The organism is Allobosea lathyri (genome assembly GCF_900108245.1).
Classification (GTDB): Bacteria; Pseudomonadota; Alphaproteobacteria; order Rhizobiales; family Beijerinckiaceae; genus Allobosea; species Allobosea lathyri.
In genome coordinates, this window is sequence record NZ_FNUY01000003.1 from 306,939 (window position 1) to 323,597 (window position 16,659).

General features: G+C 64.8%; 16 protein-coding genes. 3 read left to right on the top strand and 13 right to left on the bottom strand.

Annotation, left to right across the window (positions count from 1 at the left end; genetic code table 11):
• The first annotated feature begins 7 nt into the window (after nt 1-7).
• A complete protein-coding gene (locus C4S73_RS08965) occupies nt 8-1,510 on the top strand; it encodes a flagellin (RefSeq protein ID WP_103872136.1) in 1,503 nt (500 codons plus the stop codon).
• 131 nt (nt 1,511-1,641) lie between these two features.
• Here the strand turns inward: C4S73_RS08965 and flaF are convergent, their stop codons facing one another.
• The 8 genes from flaF to C4S73_RS09005 all read right to left on the bottom strand — a co-directional run bounded on the left by flaF (nt 1,642) and on the right by C4S73_RS09005 (nt 8,263).
• Nucleotides 1,642-2,013, bottom strand: coding sequence for a flagellar biosynthesis regulator FlaF (gene flaF, locus C4S73_RS08970; RefSeq protein ID WP_103872137.1), 372 nt, complete (start codon nt 2,011-2,013; stop codon nt 1,642-1,644).
• On the bottom strand, nt 1,997-2,389 hold the full coding sequence (gene flbT / locus C4S73_RS08975) for a flagellar biosynthesis repressor FlbT (protein ID WP_103872138.1): 393 nt from the start codon (nt 2,387-2,389) through the stop codon (nt 1,997-1,999). The genes flaF and flbT overlap by 17 nt, the downstream gene beginning before the upstream one ends.
• Nucleotides 2,390-2,431: 42 nt before the next feature.
• The gene (locus C4S73_RS08980; RefSeq protein WP_103872139.1) at nt 2,432-3,736 is read right to left on the bottom strand and encodes a flagellin N-terminal helical domain-containing protein; all 1,305 of its coding nucleotides are present in this window, start codon (nt 3,734-3,736) and stop codon (nt 2,432-2,434) included.
• Nucleotides 3,737-3,926: 190 nt separating this feature from the next.
• Nucleotides 3,927-5,228 carry a flagellin N-terminal helical domain-containing protein gene (locus C4S73_RS08985; protein ID WP_103872140.1) on the bottom strand — a complete coding sequence of 434 codons (1,302 nt, stop codon included), beginning with the start codon at nt 5,226-5,228 and terminating at the stop codon, nt 3,927-3,929.
• 416 nt (nt 5,229-5,644) lie between these two features.
• The gene (locus C4S73_RS08990) at nt 5,645-6,100 is read right to left on the bottom strand and encodes a hypothetical protein (RefSeq protein ID WP_103872141.1); all 456 of its coding nucleotides are present in this window, start codon (nt 6,098-6,100) and stop codon (nt 5,645-5,647) included.
• Between the two features lie 159 nt (nt 6,101-6,259).
• Entirely contained in the window at nt 6,260-6,748 is a 489-nt protein-coding gene (locus C4S73_RS08995; RefSeq protein ID WP_103872142.1) for a hypothetical protein, read from the bottom strand.
• Nucleotides 6,735-7,130 carry a rod-binding protein gene (locus C4S73_RS09000; RefSeq protein ID WP_103872143.1) on the bottom strand — a complete coding sequence of 132 codons (396 nt, stop codon included), beginning with the start codon at nt 7,128-7,130 and terminating at the stop codon, nt 6,735-6,737. The genes C4S73_RS08995 and C4S73_RS09000 overlap by 14 nt, the downstream gene beginning before the upstream one ends.
• A complete protein-coding gene (locus C4S73_RS09005; RefSeq protein ID WP_103872144.1) occupies nt 7,130-8,263 on the bottom strand; it encodes a flagellar basal body P-ring protein FlgI in 1,134 nt (377 codons plus the stop codon). The genes C4S73_RS09000 and C4S73_RS09005 overlap by 1 nt, the downstream gene beginning before the upstream one ends.
• A gap of 205 nt (nt 8,264-8,468) precedes the next feature.
• Here C4S73_RS09005 and C4S73_RS09010 point away from each other — a divergent pair, with 205 nt between their 5' ends.
• Complete coding sequence (locus C4S73_RS09010; RefSeq protein ID WP_244595515.1) at nt 8,469-8,900, top strand: flagellar assembly protein FliX; 432 nt, start codon at nt 8,469-8,471, stop codon at nt 8,898-8,900.
• A 273-nt stretch (nt 8,901-9,173) separates the two neighbouring features.
• Here C4S73_RS09010 and C4S73_RS09015 read toward each other — a convergent pair whose 3' ends face one another.
• The 3 genes from C4S73_RS09015 to C4S73_RS09025 form a co-directional block, all read right to left on the bottom strand.
• Nucleotides 9,174-9,719, bottom strand: a complete 546-nt coding sequence (locus C4S73_RS09015; RefSeq protein ID WP_103872145.1) for a 2,4'-dihydroxyacetophenone dioxygenase family protein — start codon at nt 9,717-9,719, stop codon at nt 9,174-9,176.
• Between the two features lie 206 nt (nt 9,720-9,925).
• Nucleotides 9,926-10,663 (bottom strand): SDR family NAD(P)-dependent oxidoreductase, encoded by a 738-nt coding sequence (locus C4S73_RS09020; RefSeq protein ID WP_103872146.1) that lies wholly within the window; start codon nt 10,661-10,663, stop codon nt 9,926-9,928.
• A gap of 62 nt (nt 10,664-10,725) precedes the next feature.
• Nucleotides 10,726-11,541 (bottom strand): hypothetical protein, encoded by an 816-nt coding sequence (locus C4S73_RS09025; RefSeq protein ID WP_103872147.1) that lies wholly within the window; start codon nt 11,539-11,541, stop codon nt 10,726-10,728.
• Nucleotides 11,542-11,815: 274 nt separating this feature from the next.
• On the opposite strand from C4S73_RS09025, the gene C4S73_RS09030 reads away from it, so the two are divergent.
• Nucleotides 11,816-13,030, top strand: coding sequence for an NADP-dependent isocitrate dehydrogenase (locus tag C4S73_RS09030; protein WP_103872148.1), 1,215 nt, complete (start codon nt 11,816-11,818; stop codon nt 13,028-13,030).
• Between the two features lie 135 nt (nt 13,031-13,165).
• Here the strand turns inward: C4S73_RS09030 and C4S73_RS09035 are convergent, their stop codons facing one another.
• Both C4S73_RS09035 and alaS read right to left on the bottom strand, forming a co-directional pair.
• Nucleotides 13,166-13,813: a hypothetical protein gene (locus tag C4S73_RS09035; RefSeq protein ID WP_146071307.1), complete on the bottom strand. Its 648-nt coding sequence runs from the start codon at nt 13,811-13,813 to the stop codon at nt 13,166-13,168.
• Nucleotides 13,814-13,877: 64 nt separating this feature from the next.
• Nucleotides 13,878-16,520, bottom strand: coding sequence for an alanine--tRNA ligase (alaS, locus tag C4S73_RS09040; protein ID WP_103872150.1), 2,643 nt, complete (start codon nt 16,518-16,520; stop codon nt 13,878-13,880).
• Nucleotides 16,521-16,659: the final 139 nt, after the last annotated feature.

A 16,659-nucleotide genomic window follows, 5' to 3' on the forward strand; every position in this document is an offset into this window, starting at 1 on the left:
GCACGCCATGACCATCACCTCCTATGGTACCGGCGCCTATCGCGCCGCCAAGCCGAGCGAATTCGTCTCGACGCGCAGCCAGTTCGACGATCTGCAGCGCCAGCTCTCGACGAAGCAGCGTAGCGAGACCTATGGCGATCTCGGCATCGACCGGCGCACCAGCCTCGATATCAACGCCAAGGTCTCGTCGATCGATTCATGGCTTTCGGGTATCCAGCTCGCCAATGTGAACCTCAACCTGCAGACCAAGTCCGTCGAGAATTTTGCCAAGCTGACCAATGAGAGCCGCAACGACGTCGTCTCGAACAGCTATGTCCCGACCTCGACGGGGCGCTCTGCGCCCCAGCTTCTCGCCGAGGAGAAATTCAAGCAGACCCTCGACCTGCTGAACATCAGCTCGAACGGGCGCTATCTGTTTTCCGGGCGGACCTCGGATCAGGAGCCGGTTGCGAGCTATTCCGAGATCATGGACGGGGATGCCACTCACGCGGGGCTGAAGACGCTGATCAGCGAGCGGCAGGCAGCCGACGGGATCACCGGCATGGGCCGGCTGACCGTTGCCATGCCGACGACCACTACAGTCGCCATCGGGCGGGAGGCCGTCAATCAAAGCTATGGCTTCAACCTGACGAACGCCCAGACCAGTTCCGCAGCGATGGCTGCGACCTTCAACGCCGGACCGCCGGCGGATGTGTCGGTGGCGGTGACAGGCCAGCCGCTTCCGGGCGATACCCTGCGTATCCAGCTCAAATTGCCGGACGGCACCTCCGAGGAGGTCGTGCTGACTGCGCGCGCGCCCGGCATGACGCCGGTACCGGCGAACAGCTTCGAGATCGGTCCCAATGCCGCGACCACGGCCATAAACCTGCGCGACACGATGACGGCCGCGCTCGGCAAGGAAGCGCAGACGACGCTGCGCGCGGCTTCATCGTCGCTGACCTCGCTGAATTTCTTCGAATCCAGCACGAGCAACCCACCCGATCGCATTCCTGCATCGCTGGTGAATCCGCCAGCTGCGGGAACGCCCGCCGATACGGTAATCTGGTACAAGGGCGACGACGCCTCTGACCCAGCGCGCGGTACGGCCAGTGTGCAGGTCGACAAGAACCAGATCGTCGGGACGGGCGCACGCGCCAACGAGCAGGCCTTCGCCGTCGGCCTGGCGCAGTTCGCCGTGCTGGCGATCGAGACCTTTCCGGCCGCCGATGCCAACGCTCAGGCCGGCTATGAGGCCATGACCGACCGCGTGAGGACGCAGCTCAGCTATGGTGGCGGCGTGCAGAAGCCGGCCGAGATCATCACCGAGCTCGGTTCCGCGCAGACCTCGCTTGCTCAGGCCAAGGAACGCCATGAGAGCACCAAGAATTATCTGAACACGACGCTGGCGGGGATCGAAAATGTGACGACCGAAGAGGTCGCGACGCAGATCCTGGCGCTGCAGAACCAGCTGCAGGCGAGCTATCAGGTGACGTCGCTGCTGTCGAAACTGAATTTGACCAACTATCTCTGAGCCTAGTCGGTATATGTAGGCTGAAAGCAGAAGGCGCCGCCCCAGCAGGGCGGCGCCTTTCTTTTTTGAGCATGCTGCGTTTCCGAGTGAAATCGGTAGCTATAGCCTCGAAACCTGATCGAAGAGCGGGCTCAGCGGCCGCGCAGGCCGGCCGCGATGTCGCGGTTGATGCTGACGAGCACGGCCAGCGCCTGGGGCCGCGGATCGGCAGCGACGCGGAAGGTGTGATTGAAGATGAAGTTCGCGAGGCCGAGAATGTTCTGCTTGATGCCGACAGGCAGGGGATTGTCTTCGGCGATGATGGCCGAAACCAGCAGGGTCCAGAGCTTGCGATTATAGGTGAGGGCCTCGTCGAGGTCGCGGGCGCGGCCATCCCAGTCGTCGGCGACGGCTTGCAGACGCGTGGCGGCCTTGATCAGCAGCGAGGCTTCGAGTTCGCGAGGGGAGACGGTGGCTTGAGCCGTCCGGGCGGCGGAAGCGTAGGCGTTAAACCCGTGTTGCATTCTCGATGAGTTCCGCTTCGTACGCGATCAGCTTCTTGGCTGCCTTGAGAGCTTTGTAGAGATCGCTGCTTAAGATGCAGTTATTGATCTCATGGATGAAGGGCAGGGAACTCGGAGCCGCCTGGACGAAGTCGCGCACCAGCTCGAAATAGGTCTCGTGCTGATGCATCGGATCCTGTGCCAGATACATCAGCTGGATCACCAGATAGATCTTCTTGGCCGGGCTATTGGCGCTTGCCGCCGTGAGAATGTCCTTCTCGCGCAGGATCGGCGCTTCGCCCTCGATGAAGAAGCGCGTGCGTTGTTCGTCGTTGCGGATCACCACCTGGCCGATGATGATACGTTCGTTCGGCTTGAGCTCGACCTTGAGGGCCATGTCTGTCCTGCCTTCTGGCTGGGCGGCGCTTTACGGCCCGCGTTACTGGAAGAGACGCAACACGCCTTGATCGGCCTGGTTGGCCAAGGATAGGGCGGTCTGCGACAGCTGCTGGCGGGTGTTGAGCGCGAGCAGGCTGGCGCCTTCCTCGTTGGGATCGGCTGCAACGAGGTTGTCGGCGCCGGTCGTCAGCGTGTTGATCAGCTCTTTGGTGAAATCCTGCCGCGTCTGCACCACGGCCAGCTTCGAGCCCAGGGAAGACGAGGTGGCCCGCAGCGACGCCAGGGAGTTGGTCAGGGCATCGGCTGCCTTGTTGAGGTCGTTGTCGTTCTGCAGGCTGAATTCGCCCGCAATCGACGTCTGGAGATTGTTGGCCTTGCTGATGCCCAGCGATGCGGAGCTCAGCAGGTCGCCCTGAACGTCGATCTTGTTCTTGTTGCTGCCGGTCTTCTCGTTCAGCGTGATCGAGAGCCTGTCGCCGCCGAGCAGGTTGATGCCGTTGAAGCCGGCATCCTTGGCGAGCGCGTCGATCTGGTCGCGCAGGTCGTTGAACTGCTGGACCAGCGAGGTGCGGGCGGCGGAGGAGCCGACCTGAACCGCTGCCGAGACGTCGGCGGTGCCGACGAGCAGGGCCGATTCCGCAGCGTTGGTCGCGCTTGCCGCGAAAGCAGCGCCCACGCCGGTGCCAACATCGACCGACAGAGCGTCCGAGCCGGTGCCGACGATCGACAGCTTGCCGTCATTGCCGACGGAGGCGGTGGCGATGCCGGATTTGTTGATGCCTTCGACGAGGTCACGAACGGTCGTGGTCGCGGTGATGGCGATGTCGAAGGTGGTCGCCGTCGGAGTGGCGGCGGTCAGGCGGATCGTCGACGACGCTGCGGCAAGGCCCGCATTGCCGGGGGTGCCAGCAGTTGCGGCGGCAGCGGTGCCCTGAACGAGCTTGTTCAGCGCGACGTCCTTGATGGTGCTGTTGGTCGCGATAGCTTCCGCCTGGTTGCCGAGAGCAAGGGTGCCGGCGACTGTCGGGCGGTTGGCGGCGGCTTCGTTCTGCGCCTGCTTGATCGTCGACTGCAGCGAGCCGACGAGCTTCGTGATCGAGTCGATGCCCTTCGAGGCAGCGGTGATCGTCTGGATGCCGTTGGAGATGCCGTCGAGCAGGCCCTTAAGCTGGCCGCCGCGATCGTTCAGATTGAGCGCGGTGAAATAGTTCACCGGATTGTCGATTGCGGAGTTGACCCTCTTTCCCGTCGCCAGGCGGTTCTGGAGCACGCCTTGCTGCGCCGTGGTCTGCTGCAGCGTCAGCAAATTGTTGCGAACGCCGCTGGAAAGAATCGTGTTGGCCATCTCTGGGTCCCCTGAACGCGCGACTCGGCGCCTGTCCGGTTTGTTCTGGACCGATCATTGTTTGTTAAGGCTAATATTTGGTTAACCGGAGACGTCGGTTTGCAATGAATAAGGCGGCGGAGCTTGCGCTCCACCGCCTGTTGTCTTCGGCCCACATTCTGTGGGCAAGCCCGCTTCTGCGGACGAAGGATCAGAACATCCGCAGGACGGCCTGGTCAGCCTGGTTCGACAGGGTGAGGGCGGTCTGCGAGAGCTGCTGGCGGGTCTGCAGCGCGAGGAGCTTGGCGCCTTCCTCGTTGGTGTCGGCCAGGACCAGGTTGTCGGCACCCGCGGTCAGGGTGTTGATCAGGTCCTTGCTGAACTCCTGACGGGTCTGGACGACCTGGAGCTTCGAACCCAGCGAAGACGACGTGGCCCGCAGCGACGAAAGCGAGTTCGTCAGGGCATCGGCGGCCTTGTTGAGGTCGTTGTCGTTCTGCAGGCTGAATTCGCCCGCGATCGACGTCTGGAGGCTGTTGGCCTTGCCGATGCCCAGCGATGCGGAGCTCAGCAGGTCGCCCTGCACGTCGATCTTGTTCTTGTTGGTGCCGGTCTTCTCGTTCAGCGTGATCGAGAGCTTGTCGCCGCCGAGCAGGTTGATGCCGTTGAAGCCGGAATCCTTGGCGAGCGAGTCGATCTGGTCGCGCAGGTCGTTGAACTGCGCAACCAGCGAGGTGCGGGTGGCGGAGGAGCCGGCCTGAACCGCTGCCGTGACGTCGGCGGTGCCGATGAGCAGGGCCGATTCCGCAGCGTTGGTCGCGCTTGCGGCGAAGGCAGCACCGACGCCGGTGCCGACATCCACCGACAGGGCGTCCGAGCCGGTGCCGACAATCGACAGCTTGCCGTCGCTGCCGACGGAGGCGGTGGCGATTCCGGACTTGTTGATGCCTTCGACGAGGTCACGAACGGTCGTGGTCGCGGTGATGGCGATGTCGAAGGTCGTCGCAGTCGGGGTGGCGGCGGTCAGGCGGATCGTCGTCGACGCCGCGGCAAGACCCGCATTGCCAGGGGTGCCGGCGGTTGCGGCGGCAACGGTGCCCTGAACGAGCTTGTTCAGCGCGACGTCCTTGATGGTGCTGTTGGTCGCGGTAGCTTCTGCCTGGTTGCCGAGCGCAACGGTACCGGCGACTGTCGGCCGGTTGGCGGCGGCTTCGTTCTGCGCCTGCTTGATCGTGGACTGCAGCGAGCCGACGAGCTTCGTGATCGAGTCGATGCCCTTCGAGGCAGCAGTGATCGTCTGGATGCCGTTGGAGATGCCGTCGAGCAGGCCGGTGAACTGGCTGGCGCGATCGTTCAGGCTGGCGGAGGTGAAGAAGTTGACCGGATTGTCGACGGCCGAGTTGACCTTCTTGCCGGTGGCGAGACGGTACTGGGCCTGCTGGGCTTCGGTCTTGGTGGAAGCGAGGGAGCCGAGCGCAGCGCGGACGCCGGAGGAAACGGAAACGGTGGCCATTGTAGAATACCCTTCTGGTATGATGCCTTCTGGCGTCGCGGCCTTTCTGGCCTCGACCCGCAGACCCTCGGGCCCCAGCTCGTAACAAGCGGTAAATTTTGAAGAGAGAATTGGTGGTAGCGCCGGGGAAGCCGCTACGTGGTTAAGCGGGCGTGAAGGCCGTCGGAGCGCGCCCGCAGTCCACGCCGGCAAACGAAAAACGCCCGCACAGGGCGGGCGGCGGTTGGTCGTCCCGGGCGAAGCGTAGCGAAGACCCGGGACCCATTCCCGAGCGCTTCCAATTGAGGTTCCGGAATGGATCCCGGATCGGCGCGGCTACGCCGCTTGTCCGGGATGACAACGCTCCAAACCAACCTGACCGCGAATAATTAGGCTTTCGAAGACAGCGCTAAGCTTTCGAAGACTCGGAGCTCGGCTCAGGCGGTGCGTTCGACGAGATGGTGCCGCGCCTCGTCGGCTTCGACGGCGCGATCGGCAAGCTCGCGGGAATAGATGCGCAGCTTCAGCAATGTCTCGTCGGGCAGCTGCGAAATGGTCTCGCCTGTCTCCGTGTCCTTCTTCTGCAGGACAACGCTGCGCGTGCGCGGTTCGATCACCAGCCGGCGCTCGATCGAGTCGTTGATGGTCTGGTCGGCCCGCCGCGCATCCTGGCGATCGTTGGTGGTGCGCCGTTCGGCTGCCGCGCGATTTTGCTCATCGCGGGTCTGGGCGCGGATTTCGACACGGACGGCATCGCCTGCCGAGGCCGACTGCACGGTCTTTTCGGGGGGCAGGTCGACAGAGACGCTGCCTTGCGTCGCGACGATGTCAGATCTGGCGGGAAGGTTGACGCTGCCTATTGCGGCCATCCTGGGCGCGTTGCCGAAATCCATGGTTCACTCCTTCTGGAGTAGGGCGCGACGCGAATGCGCCGCTCACTGCCGTGCGGGACGGGCAGGGCGAACCTGTCCGAACCTGACGACGCTGCCAGAAAAGATTGAATCCGACGTAAGGGAATTAGGTAAATATTGAGGGTTACCGGGGCAGCCGCGTCACAGCCGCCGCGAAACCACCAGCGGGCCTGAATTGGGGCGGGCGAAAGCGCCGGCGCCGACGGTCGCCGTCGGGCCATAGCCGGCCGCCCGCATCGGCTTGTTGGCATCGGCGGCGAGATCGCGGACGATCGATTCCGAGACGGCGCGCGCCGTGGCAAGCACGATCTGATTGGTCTCGATCAGGGTCTGGAAGGCGATATGGGCCGCTTTCAGGCGCTTGACCTGATCGGGTACGAAGCGCGCCAGCGCGACGGCGTTGAGCTTCACCTGCTCGACGCCGCGCATGTAGATGCCGGCAAGCTCGGCCTTGCGGGGCTCGCGCGTCATCGCCTCCGGCAGGCGCCCGGCGCGGACGAGTTCGGTTTCCTCGCCGACAAGATGGGCGAGCGCGCCCAGAGCCTCCAGCACGGCCTCGATCAGAGCCTGGGCTTCGACCGGTCCCGCAATACGCGGCCGCTCGTCGAGAACGCGCCTAGCGACCGACATTCTGTGCTCCGGCGGCCGATGTGACGGCGGTCGCCTGTGCAGTCGCCTGCTCCTGCATGCTGAGCAGGTCGCGCATGATCTGGTTGGACAGGCCGACGCCGCCCGCTTTCTGAATCTGCTTGGCGTATTGCTGGCTCAGCTGCGAACGCCAGATGTCGCCGCCGGTGCCGTTCTCGCCGAGCGGTCCCTCGGTCTCGCTGCTCGCCGTCAGACGGTCCGTGATCTGCTCGAGGAACATGGTCTCGAAATCATCGGCCTGCTTCTTGGTCTTGGCCTTGGCGGGATCGAGCGCGCTGGCGAGACCGCCGGCGATGCCGCTGGCCAGGCTGCTCGCGACGTTGAGCGCCAGCTTGGCGGCGGGGAGGGCAAGGGTTGCGCTCATCACATCACCTCGATTTCGGCCTGCAGCGCGCCGGCTGCCTTGATGGCCTGGAGAATGGAAATCAGGTCGCGCGGGCCGATGCCCAGCGCATTCAACCCGTCGACGAGTTCGGCAAGCGTGACGCTTTCCTTGACCATAGCGAGCTTGTTGCCGCCTTCGGTGTCGACCTTGACGCTGGTGCGCGGCGTGACGACCGTCCGGCCGCGCGCGAGCTCGTTGGGCTGGCTGACCTGCGGATCCTCGGTGATCGTCACCGTGAGATTGCCCTGCGCCACGGCGACAGTGGAGACGCGGACATCCTTGCCCATGACGATGATGCCGGAGCGCTCGTCGATGACGATGCGGGCAAGCTGGTCGGGCTCGATGCGCAGCTGCTCGATATCGGTGAGCATGCGGATCATGTTGCCCTGGAAGCGCGGCGGGATCTGCAGCACGACGGTTGAGGGATCGGTCGGCTCTGCTGCGTCGCCGCCGAGGAAGTCATTGATCGAGGCGGCCATGCGGCGCGCGGTCGTCAGGTCCGGATTGCGCAGCGACAGGCGCAGCGTCTTCAGCTTGTTCAGCGCGAAGTCGATCTCGCGCTCGACGACGCCACCATTGGCGATGCGGCCGACTGTCGGCACGCCGCGCGTGATCTTGCTGGCCTCGCCCTCGGCCGAAAAGCCGGAGATCGCCACTGGCCCTTGCGAAACTGCATAGACCTCGCCGTCGGCGCCGAGCAGGGGCGTGACCAGCAGCGTGCCGCCCTGCAGGGATTTCGCATCGCCCAGCGCCGAGACCGTGACGTCGAGCCGCGTGCCCTGCGTCGCGAAGGGCGGCAGGTTTGCGGTCACCATCACGGCGGCGACATTGGCGGTGCGCATGTTGGCGCCGCGGGTGTTGACGCCCAGCCGCTCCAGCATCGCGGTCAGCGACTGCTTGGTGAAGGGCGCGTTGTTGAGAGTGTCGCCGGTGCCGTTCAAGCCCACGACGATGCCGTAGCCGAGGATCTGGTTGGTGCGCACGCCCTCGACCGAAGCGAGGTCCTTGATGCGCGACAAGGCCTGTGCCGGGCCCGCCGCCATGGCCAGGCCGATCGCCAGCAGCGCGGCCAGCGGCGTCACCAGGGATTTGAGGGCGGGCAGGCGAAGCATGAATGCACCGGTTGGAGACGACGAATTGCGTTTCCTCCCTGCGATCCGCGTGCCAGACGCAGAAAATCCGAAAGCCTTTATTTGTCAGTGGTTTGCAAATTTGGCGGATAGATGGCGTGGCAGTTTCCGGCGTGCCGGTCCTGCCGGGCCGGCAGTTTCTGCCGGGTGATTTACCAGTTGTTAACCGTGCCGGCCTGAGGGTCGAATGATCCATTTTAACGAGGGCGCCATGATCAGGATCGACCAGCGCGCGCCTGTCACGAACGCCGGAGCGTCGAATTCCGCGAGGCGTTCGGGCAGTGCGGCGTTCACGCTTCCCACCAAGGAATCCGCCAGCAGCACGCGCGGCGGAGCCGTAAGCTCTGCCGGCCCGCTCGACACGCTTCTCGCCGTTCAGGCCTATGAAGAGCCGCATGAGCGCAAGAAGCGCCAGGCCAAGCGCGGCCACGATCTTCTGGATGGGCTCGACCAGCTGAAGGCGGCGCTGCTGTCGGGCCGGGTCCAGATGTCGGAACTCGAGCGGCTCAAGGGCATGCTGGCCCTTCGGCGCGAGACCACCGACGACCCCCGGCTCGACGAGGTGCTGGCCCATATCGAATTGCGGGCGGCCGTCGAGCTGGCAAAGCTGGGGCGCTAGCGCTTTTCGCGTTTGGGTTGTTTGAGAGTTCTGGTCATCCCGGACAAGCCGCATAGCGGCGCCGATCCGGGATCCATTCCAGAACCGCTATCGTCAAGGCTCAGGAATGGATCCCGGGTCTCCGCTTCGCTACGCCCGGGATGACCAACCGAGATCAACCTGCGCGGCGGAGCCTGTCCTTGGGCCTGCCGAAGGCAGGACCCGAGGGCCGCTTGTCCAGGATGACAACGTGGTTCCCAGCAGACTCTGGTTCGCGCCCGTCGAGACGCAGTCTCAGCGGACGAACTGGTCCGCATATTCAGCGCCAAGCCCGTTGCTGGCATAATGCGCGCGGCACTTGTCCAGGCGGGTGAAGACGTCGTCATAGCCGAGGCATTTGCCGTCGGGGTCGACATAGATCATCGCGCCATTGACCTGGAACATAGTGATCATCTCTTCCGTCTCGGGGTCGACCACCAGCGTGTGAGTCTCGCCGGGCGCCTCGTAGACATAGGCGCCTTCGGTCGCGACCCAATCATGTTCGAGATAGCGCCATTTGCCCTTCAGGACATAACCGTGAACCGGTTGGGGATGGCGGTGGCGTGACAGCACGCCGGCGCGGCGCACCTTGAGCAGGTTCATCCAGTAGCCGCGCGTCACGCATAGCAGCAGGGGCCGGAACCAGACATTGTCATCGACCGGCACCCAGACACGGTCATCCTCGGGAATGACGTTGGGCACGATCAGCTCCGGCGGCGAATCCTTGGGCTGCGCGTGGCGATAAGGGGTCCAGCGCTCTGCGTCTGATGCCTGGACGGGAATGGGGCTGACCTTGGTCATGGCGTTTCCTCAGGTTTCTATCGTGCTGTCCATATGCGTCTTCGTCATTGCGAGCGCAGCGAAGCAATCCAGAAGACGTCGAGCGAGACTTTCTGGATTGCTTCGCTGCGCTCGCAATGACGACGGGCTCGACGCTGCCAAATCGATTCAAAGGCTTCGCAATTTGATTCCGGGGATCTGCGCAAGGTTCTGACATTGCGGATGTTTCATACCGCGAGATAGCCGCCATCCACGGGCAGGATCGCGCCGGTCACGAATTTTGCCGCGTCCGACAGCAGGAACAGGATCGCGCCGCCGACATCGCCGGGCTCGCCCCAGCGGCCCATCGGCGTGCGCGCCAGGATCGGCGCGGAGCGTGCGGCGTCCTCGACCAGCGGCCGGGTCAGTTCGGTGGCGATCCAGCCGGGCGCGACGGCATTGACGCGAATGCCATCCTGAGCCCAGGCAGCGGCAAGCGATTTGGTGAGCTGCCCGATCGCGCCTTTTGATGCCGCATATCCCGGCGCGAAGGCCGAGCCGTGGAAGGTCAGCATCGAGGCGATGTTGACGATCGCCCCCTCGGACTGGCCGCCATGCTTGGCCGCGAGCTTGTCCTTCGCGGCGAGGCACATGCGCATGGTGCCACTGAGGTTGACCTCGATGGTCAGCCGGAAGGCGTCGATTTCGAACTCCTTGCCGTTGCGCTGGATCATCCCGGCGCAATTCACGAGTGCATCGATGCGCGGGCAGGTCGCGACGATGGCCGCGACCTCGCTGTCCTTGGTGACGTCGAGGCGAGCATGGCGAATCGCGGGGTGAGGCGGTGCGACCGCGACCTCCTCGGCCGTGAGCCCGGTGGCGAGGACATCGTAGCCGGCCTGAGCGAGGCTGAGGGCGGCGCCGGCACCAATGCCGCGGGTGCCGCCGGTAACGAGGGCGAATCTGGGATTCTGATTTTCGATCATCCGAACAAGCTAGAGCGACCGGCGCAAACGGGGAAGGTCGCCCAAGGCAGGGCAGGGGCTCTTCAGTTGAGGCTGTATTTGAAGCGCAGCATGGCGGTGCCGCGCGTTTCGAAATCGCTCGCGACCAGCGGCATCTGGCGCGCCAGGGCGACGTCGAGCGACGCCTCCCAGGGGAGGTCCGCCAAAGCGGCGAGATCGGCGGAAAGCTTGACCTCGGGCACCAGCGTCGAATGCACGCCGTCGCCGGGGGCAAAGACATAGCTGCCGCCCATCGACATCTGCGAGGTCAGGGTCAGGTGCTGGAACAGCTGATGGCGATAGCCGACGAGTAGATTGGCGTTCTGCTCGGGATTGCCGACAACACCGCCGCCACCGCCGGTCGAGACCGTCCAGATGAAACCGGGGCCGGCATTGGCGATCGGGCGGGCCAGCCGCCAGTCGATACGGGCATCGCGGCCCTGCTCATATCCGGGCGGGGCGACCAGCTTGGTCGAGACCGAGAAGATGTCGGCGCCCAGCTTAAAGCCGACGGAGCGCTCCGGCAGCGAGCCGTCCATGGTGCTGCGTGCCGAAAAGCCCTTGCGAATGATGTCGACGGGGATTGGCGCACGCGCCTGAGCATGGGCGTTCGAGACTGTCGCCCGAACCGCGACCTTCGTCAGATCTGCGTCGAAAAGGAACGATTCCGCTTCGACGGCGCCGTCCTGCGCCTCCAGCTGAGGCTCCGCCTGCGGCTCGGCGTCTGCCAGTTCGACTGAAATGATCGCTCGCGGGATGGGGAATCGGGGGCTGAACGGCACGCTGTCCTCGGCTTTCGCCGATGCGGCGAAGACGAGCACAGCGCCCACCAGAGCTGCGCGGATCAGACCTGCCCACATCAAACCTGCGGGCATCCCGGGGGGCAGGGAAAATTCAGTTCTGCAGAGGCGATGATCCAAGACGGTCGTCCTTGCTCGATGACGATCGGCAAGCAAAGGCTAAAACGAGAAAATGCACTTTTTGCGGCAGTGCAGCATAATGGCTTGGGCATCTCGCCCAAAAGCCGCGCTTCCCCCTTTGCCCCGAACCCGCTAGGAAGCGCGCAACCGCCTGCGGTGCACTTGCCGCAGGCCGGAACCATTCCAGTCTGGCCAGAAGCAGGGGTCGTTTCACATGAGCAAGATCAAGGTCGCCAACCCGGTCGTCGATATGGACGGCGACGAGATGACCCGCATCATCTGGCAGAAGATCAAGGACACCCTGATCTTCCCGTATCTCGACCTCGAACTCGATTATTACGACCTCTCCGTCGAGAACCGCGACGCGACCGACGACCAGGTCACGATCGACGCCGCCAACGCCACCAAGAAGCATGGCGTCGCGGTGAAATGCGCGACCATCACGCCCGATGAAGGCCGCGTGAAGGAATTCAACCTGAAGTCGATGTGGAAGTCGCCCAACGGCACGATCCGCAACATCCTCGGCGGCGTCATCTTCCGCGAGCCGATCATCTGCAAGAACGTCCCGAGGCTCGTTCCCGGATGGACCCAGCCGATCGTGATCGGCCGCCATGCCTATGGCGATCAGTACCGCGCGACCGACTTCAAGTTCCCGAGCAAGGGCACGCTGTCGATCAAGTTCGTCGGTGACGACGGCGCGGTGATCGAGAAGGAGGTCTTCAAGGCCCCCGACGCCGGCGTCGCCATGGCGATGTACAACCTCGACGATTCGATCCGCGATTTCGCCCGGGCCTCGCTGAACTACGGCCTGATCCGCAAATACCCGGTCTATCTCTCGACCAAGAACACGATCCTCAAGACCTATGACGGTCGCTTCAAGGACATCTTCGAGGAGATCTACCAGGCGGAGTTCAAGGCCGAGTTCGACAAGCTCGGCATCACCTATGAGCACCGCCTGATCGATGACATGGTGGCGTCCGCGATGAAGTGGTCGGGCGGTTATGTCTGGGCCTGCAAGAACTATGATGGCGACGTGCAGTCCGACACGGTGGCGCAGGGCTTCGGCTCGCTGGGCCTGATGACCTCGGTGCTGATGACGCCCGACGGCAAGACCGTCGAGGCCGAAGCCGCCCACGGCACCGTGACGCGCCATTATCGCGAGCACCAGAAGGGCAAGGAGACCTCGACGAACTCGATCGCCTCGATCTTCGCCTGGACCCGTGGCCTGTCGCATCGCGCCAAGCTCGACGGCAATGCCGAGCTCGCCAAGTTCGCGCTGCTGCTCGAGAAGGTGACGGTCGACACGGTCGAGGCCGGCGACATGACCAAGGATCTGGCCTTGCTGGTCGGCGCCGAGCAGAAGTGGCTCTCGACCACCGGCTTCCTCGACAAGGTCAGCGACAACCTGCGCAAGGCCATGGCCGCCTGAGCGAGGCGAGCACTCTGAACTGTGAAGGCGCCCGGATGAGGATCCGGGCGCCTTTTTTATTGCCGGTGGCGTGGGTCGTTCATGATGGTTTGCGAACCGGGCTCGCGCCGACATTCGATCGGGAACGGTTGCGTGTTACTCGACGGTGATCTGCCGGCGCGCCAGGATCCTGTGGGCGGCCAGGGGCGCATCCATCACATAGCGCAGCTCATAGATGCCGGGCTGGTCGGGAGCCTCGAGCGTCGCTTCGACATTCTCCGACGGGTAGAATGATGGCCCCGTCGCATCGGCGGGAGCGTCGGGCGCGACGAGGACGACACGGTCCTGCTCGCCATTGGGGCCGATGCCGCGCACCGGCAGGCCCTGCGCGCGCCCGACACGGACAGGCGCGGCGAGCGTCGCGCTCGGGGTTGTCGTCGCCAGCGGCTGCCGCAGCAGAATTTCCGGCACGCCGCCATCCTTCTGCACGGTGAGCCTGAGTTCGTAGTTCCCGGTTTCGCCGGGCGTCTGGAGGCTCGGCACCGAGGTCGTCGGCTCGACCACGACGATGGCCGATGCCGCGGGGTCGTTCGGTCGCGCGATGGCGAGGCGCGCGCCTGCCGGCATCCGGCTGAGAAAGACGCTCAGCATCGAGCCCGCCATCACGCTGCGCGAAGCCGAGAGGCTCGGGGCCGCAGGCGTGCGGCTCGCCCGCGGCTGCTGCGCGCCGGCAAGGCCGGGCGCGAGCAGGGCGGCAAATCCCGCCACTGCAAGCCTCGCCAGAAGGAGACGCCGCGTTCTCATGGCCGGTTTCTCATGGCCGCGTTCTCATGGCCGCGTATCCTTGGCCGAGGGCGCAATCTGCCGATCAGCCCATCGCGGCGGCGACGGCGTCGAGCGCTTCCTGCGCCTTCGTGCCATCGGGGCCGCCGGCCTGGGCCATGTCGCGCCGTCCGCCACCGCCCTTGCCGCCGAGCTGTTCGGAGGCCGCGCGCACGAGCGCGACGGCATCGAACCGCTCGGTCAGGTCCTCGGTGACGCCGACGACAACGCCGGCCTTGCCATCCTCGGCCACGCCGACGATGGCGACCACACCCGAGCCGACGCGGGTCTTGGCCTCGTCGACCAGGCTCTTCAGATCCTTCATCTCGACGCCAGTGACCGCGCGGGCCAGCAGCTTCGCGCCGGAGATCTCGCGAATGGGGTCTTCGGCCGCACCGCCGCCGCCCATGGCAAGTTTCTTGCGGGCATCGGTCAGTTCGCGATCGAGCTTGCGACGTTCCTCGATCAGCGCGGTGAGGCGGGCCTCGGCTTCTGTCGCGGGAACCTTGAGCAGCGCCGCGAGATCCTGCAGGCGGCGGGAATCGGCGTTGAGCTGACGACGGGCGTGAGTGCCGGTCATCGCTTCCAGGCGGCGCACGCCGGCTGCGACCGCGCTCTCGCCGACGACGCTGACAAGGCCGATATCGCCGGTGCGCTGTGCATGGGTGCCGCCGCAAAGCTCGATCGAGAAGGCCTTGCCGGCATCGGTCGTGCCCATCGAGACGACACGGACCTCGTCGCCGTACTTCTCGCCGAAGAGGGCGCGGGCGCCAGCCGCGATGGCCTCGTCGACACTCATCAGGCGCGTCGTCACCGGTTCGTTGCGCAGCACGATGGCGTTGGCGATCTCCTCGACCTTGGCGAGCTCTGCGTCAGAGATCGGCTTGGGATGCGAGAAGTCGAAGCGCAAACGTTCGGGCGAGACCAGCGAGCCCTTCTGCGCGACATGGTCGCCGAGCACGAGCCGCAGCGCCTCGTGCAGCAGATGTGTCGCGGAGTGGTTGGCGCGGATCGCGCTGCGCCGGGCGTGATCGACATGCAGCTCGACCGCCTGGCCGCGCTTCAGCTCGCCCTCCGTGACCTTGACGCTATGGGCGAAGACATCGCCGAGCTTCTTCTGGACGTCGCTGACTTCAGCCAGGACGCCAGCGCCCCTGATGGTGCCGGCATCGCCGATCTGACCGCCGGACTCGCCATAAAACGGCGTCTGGTTGACGATCGCAAAGCCGCTTTCGCCGGCCTTGAGCGCATCGACCTCGGCATCGCCGCGGATCAGCGCCGTGACGACGCCCTCGGCGATCTCGGTATCGTAGCCGAGGAATTCGGTGGCGCCGACGCGATCGCGCAGCGGGAACCAGAGCTTCTCTGTCGCCGTTTCGCCGGTGCCCGACCATGCGGCGCGGGCTTTGGCCTTCTGCTGCTGCATTGCCGCATCGAATCCATCGGTATCGACGGAGACGCCGCGCGCGCGCAAGGCATCCTGCGTCAGATCGAGGGGGAAGCCGTAGGTGTCGTAGAGCGTGAAGGCGACATCGCCTTTCAGGCTCTGGCCGGAGACGAGTTCCTTGGACGCATCGTCGAGCAGTGTCAGGCCGCGAGCCAGCGTGGTGCGGAAGCGCGTTTCCTCGAGCTGGAGCGTCTCGGAGATCAGCGTCTCGGCGCGCAGCAGCTCGGGATAGGCCCGGCCCATCTCGCGCGTCAGCACCGGAACGAGCTTGTGCAGCAGCGGCTCCTTGGCGCCGAGCAACTGCGCATGGCGCATGCCGCGGCGCATGATGCGGCGCAGGACATAGCCGCGGCCCTCATTGGAGGGCAGCACGCCGTCAGCGATCAGGAAGGCCGAGCAGCGCAGATGATCGGCGATGACGCGGTGGCTCGCCTTCATCGGCCCGTCGGAAGCAACCGATGTCAGGTCGGCGATGGCGCTGATCAGCGCGGCGAAGAGATCGATGGCGTAGTTGTCATGCGTGCCCTGGAGAACGGCGGCGACACGCTCGAGCCCCATGCCGGTATCGATCGAGGGGCGCGGCAGATTGGTGCGAGTGCCGCCGGCGGCCTCCTCATACTGCATGAAGACGAGATTCCAGATCTCGATGAAGCGGTCGCCATCCTCGTCGGGCGAGCCGGGAGGGCCGCCGGGGATGTGGTCGCCATGGTCGTAGAAGATTTCGGAGCAGGGGCCGCAGGGGCCGGTATCGCCCATGCGCCAGAAGTTGTCGGAGGTCGGAATGCGGATGATCTTCGAGTCCGACAGGCCCGCGATCTTCTTCCACAGGGCGTGGGCCTCGTCGTCCTCGGAATAGACGGTGACCGTCAGCTTTTCCTTCGGCAGGCCGAATTCGCGCGTGACCAGGGTCCAGGCATGGGTGATCGCCTGTTCCTTGAAATAATCGCCGAAGGAGAAATTGCCGAGCATCTCGAAGAAGGTGTGGTGGCGCGCGGTGTAGCCGACATTGTCGAGGTCGTTGTGCTTGCCGCCGGCGCGAACGCATTTCTGCGCGGTGGTGGCGCGCGAATAGGGGCGCTTCTCCTGGCCGGTGAAGACGTTCTTGAACTGCACCATGCCCGAATTGGCGAACATCAGCGTGGGATCGTTGCGCGGTACGAGCGGGCTCGACGGCACGACCTCGTGGCCGGTCGACTTGAAATAGTCGAGGAAGGTGGACCTGATTTCGTTGACGCCGCTCATCGCTCTTCGGGCTCTGGTCTTGGGCAGGAGGCCGGAGAAACCCGGCGGGAACGACCGGTTCTAGTCAGGCCGTTAGCGCCTGTCCAGAAAGCCCGTGCCGGCACATTGCCTTGAACCGAAAACGGGCGGCCCGGAAGGG

Excerpts from the sequence above, each read along its gene's own strand:
- C4S73_RS08965 (WP_103872136.1), top strand. The coding sequence starts at position 8 with ATGACCATCACCTCCTATGGTACCGGCGCCTATCGCGCCGCCAAGCCG.
- flaF (WP_103872137.1), bottom strand. The coding sequence starts at position 2,013 with ATGCAACACGGGTTTAACGCCTACGCTTCCGCCGCCCGGACGGCTCAA.
- flbT (WP_103872138.1), bottom strand. The coding sequence starts at position 2,389 with ATGGCCCTCAAGGTCGAGCTCAAGCCGAACGAACGTATCATCATCGGC.
- C4S73_RS08980 (WP_103872139.1), bottom strand. The coding sequence starts at position 3,736 with ATGGCCAACACGATTCTTTCCAGCGGCGTTCGCAACAATTTGCTGACG.
- C4S73_RS08985 (WP_103872140.1), bottom strand. The coding sequence starts at position 5,228 with ATGGCCACCGTTTCCGTTTCCTCCGGCGTCCGCGCTGCGCTCGGCTCC.
- C4S73_RS08990 (WP_103872141.1), bottom strand. The coding sequence starts at position 6,100 with ATGGATTTCGGCAACGCGCCCAGGATGGCCGCAATAGGCAGCGTCAAC.
- C4S73_RS08995 (WP_103872142.1), bottom strand. The coding sequence starts at position 6,748 with ATGTCGGTCGCTAGGCGCGTTCTCGACGAGCGGCCGCGTATTGCGGGA.
- C4S73_RS09000 (WP_103872143.1), bottom strand. The coding sequence starts at position 7,130 with ATGAGCGCAACCCTTGCCCTCCCCGCCGCCAAGCTGGCGCTCAACGTC.
- C4S73_RS09005 (WP_103872144.1), bottom strand. The coding sequence starts at position 8,263 with ATGCTTCGCCTGCCCGCCCTCAAATCCCTGGTGACGCCGCTGGCCGCG.
- C4S73_RS09010 (WP_244595515.1), top strand. The coding sequence starts at position 8,469 with ATGATCCATTTTAACGAGGGCGCCATGATCAGGATCGACCAGCGCGCG.
- C4S73_RS09015 (WP_103872145.1), bottom strand. The coding sequence starts at position 9,719 with ATGACCAAGGTCAGCCCCATTCCCGTCCAGGCATCAGACGCAGAGCGC.
- C4S73_RS09020 (WP_103872146.1), bottom strand. The coding sequence starts at position 10,663 with ATGATCGAAAATCAGAATCCCAGATTCGCCCTCGTTACCGGCGGCACC.
- C4S73_RS09025 (WP_103872147.1), bottom strand. The coding sequence starts at position 11,541 with ATGTGGGCAGGTCTGATCCGCGCAGCTCTGGTGGGCGCTGTGCTCGTC.
- C4S73_RS09030 (WP_103872148.1), top strand. The coding sequence starts at position 11,816 with ATGAGCAAGATCAAGGTCGCCAACCCGGTCGTCGATATGGACGGCGAC.
- C4S73_RS09035 (WP_146071307.1), bottom strand. The coding sequence starts at position 13,813 with ATGAGAACGCGGCGTCTCCTTCTGGCGAGGCTTGCAGTGGCGGGATTT.
- alaS (WP_103872150.1), bottom strand. The coding sequence starts at position 16,520 with ATGAGCGGCGTCAACGAAATCAGGTCCACCTTCCTCGACTATTTCAAG.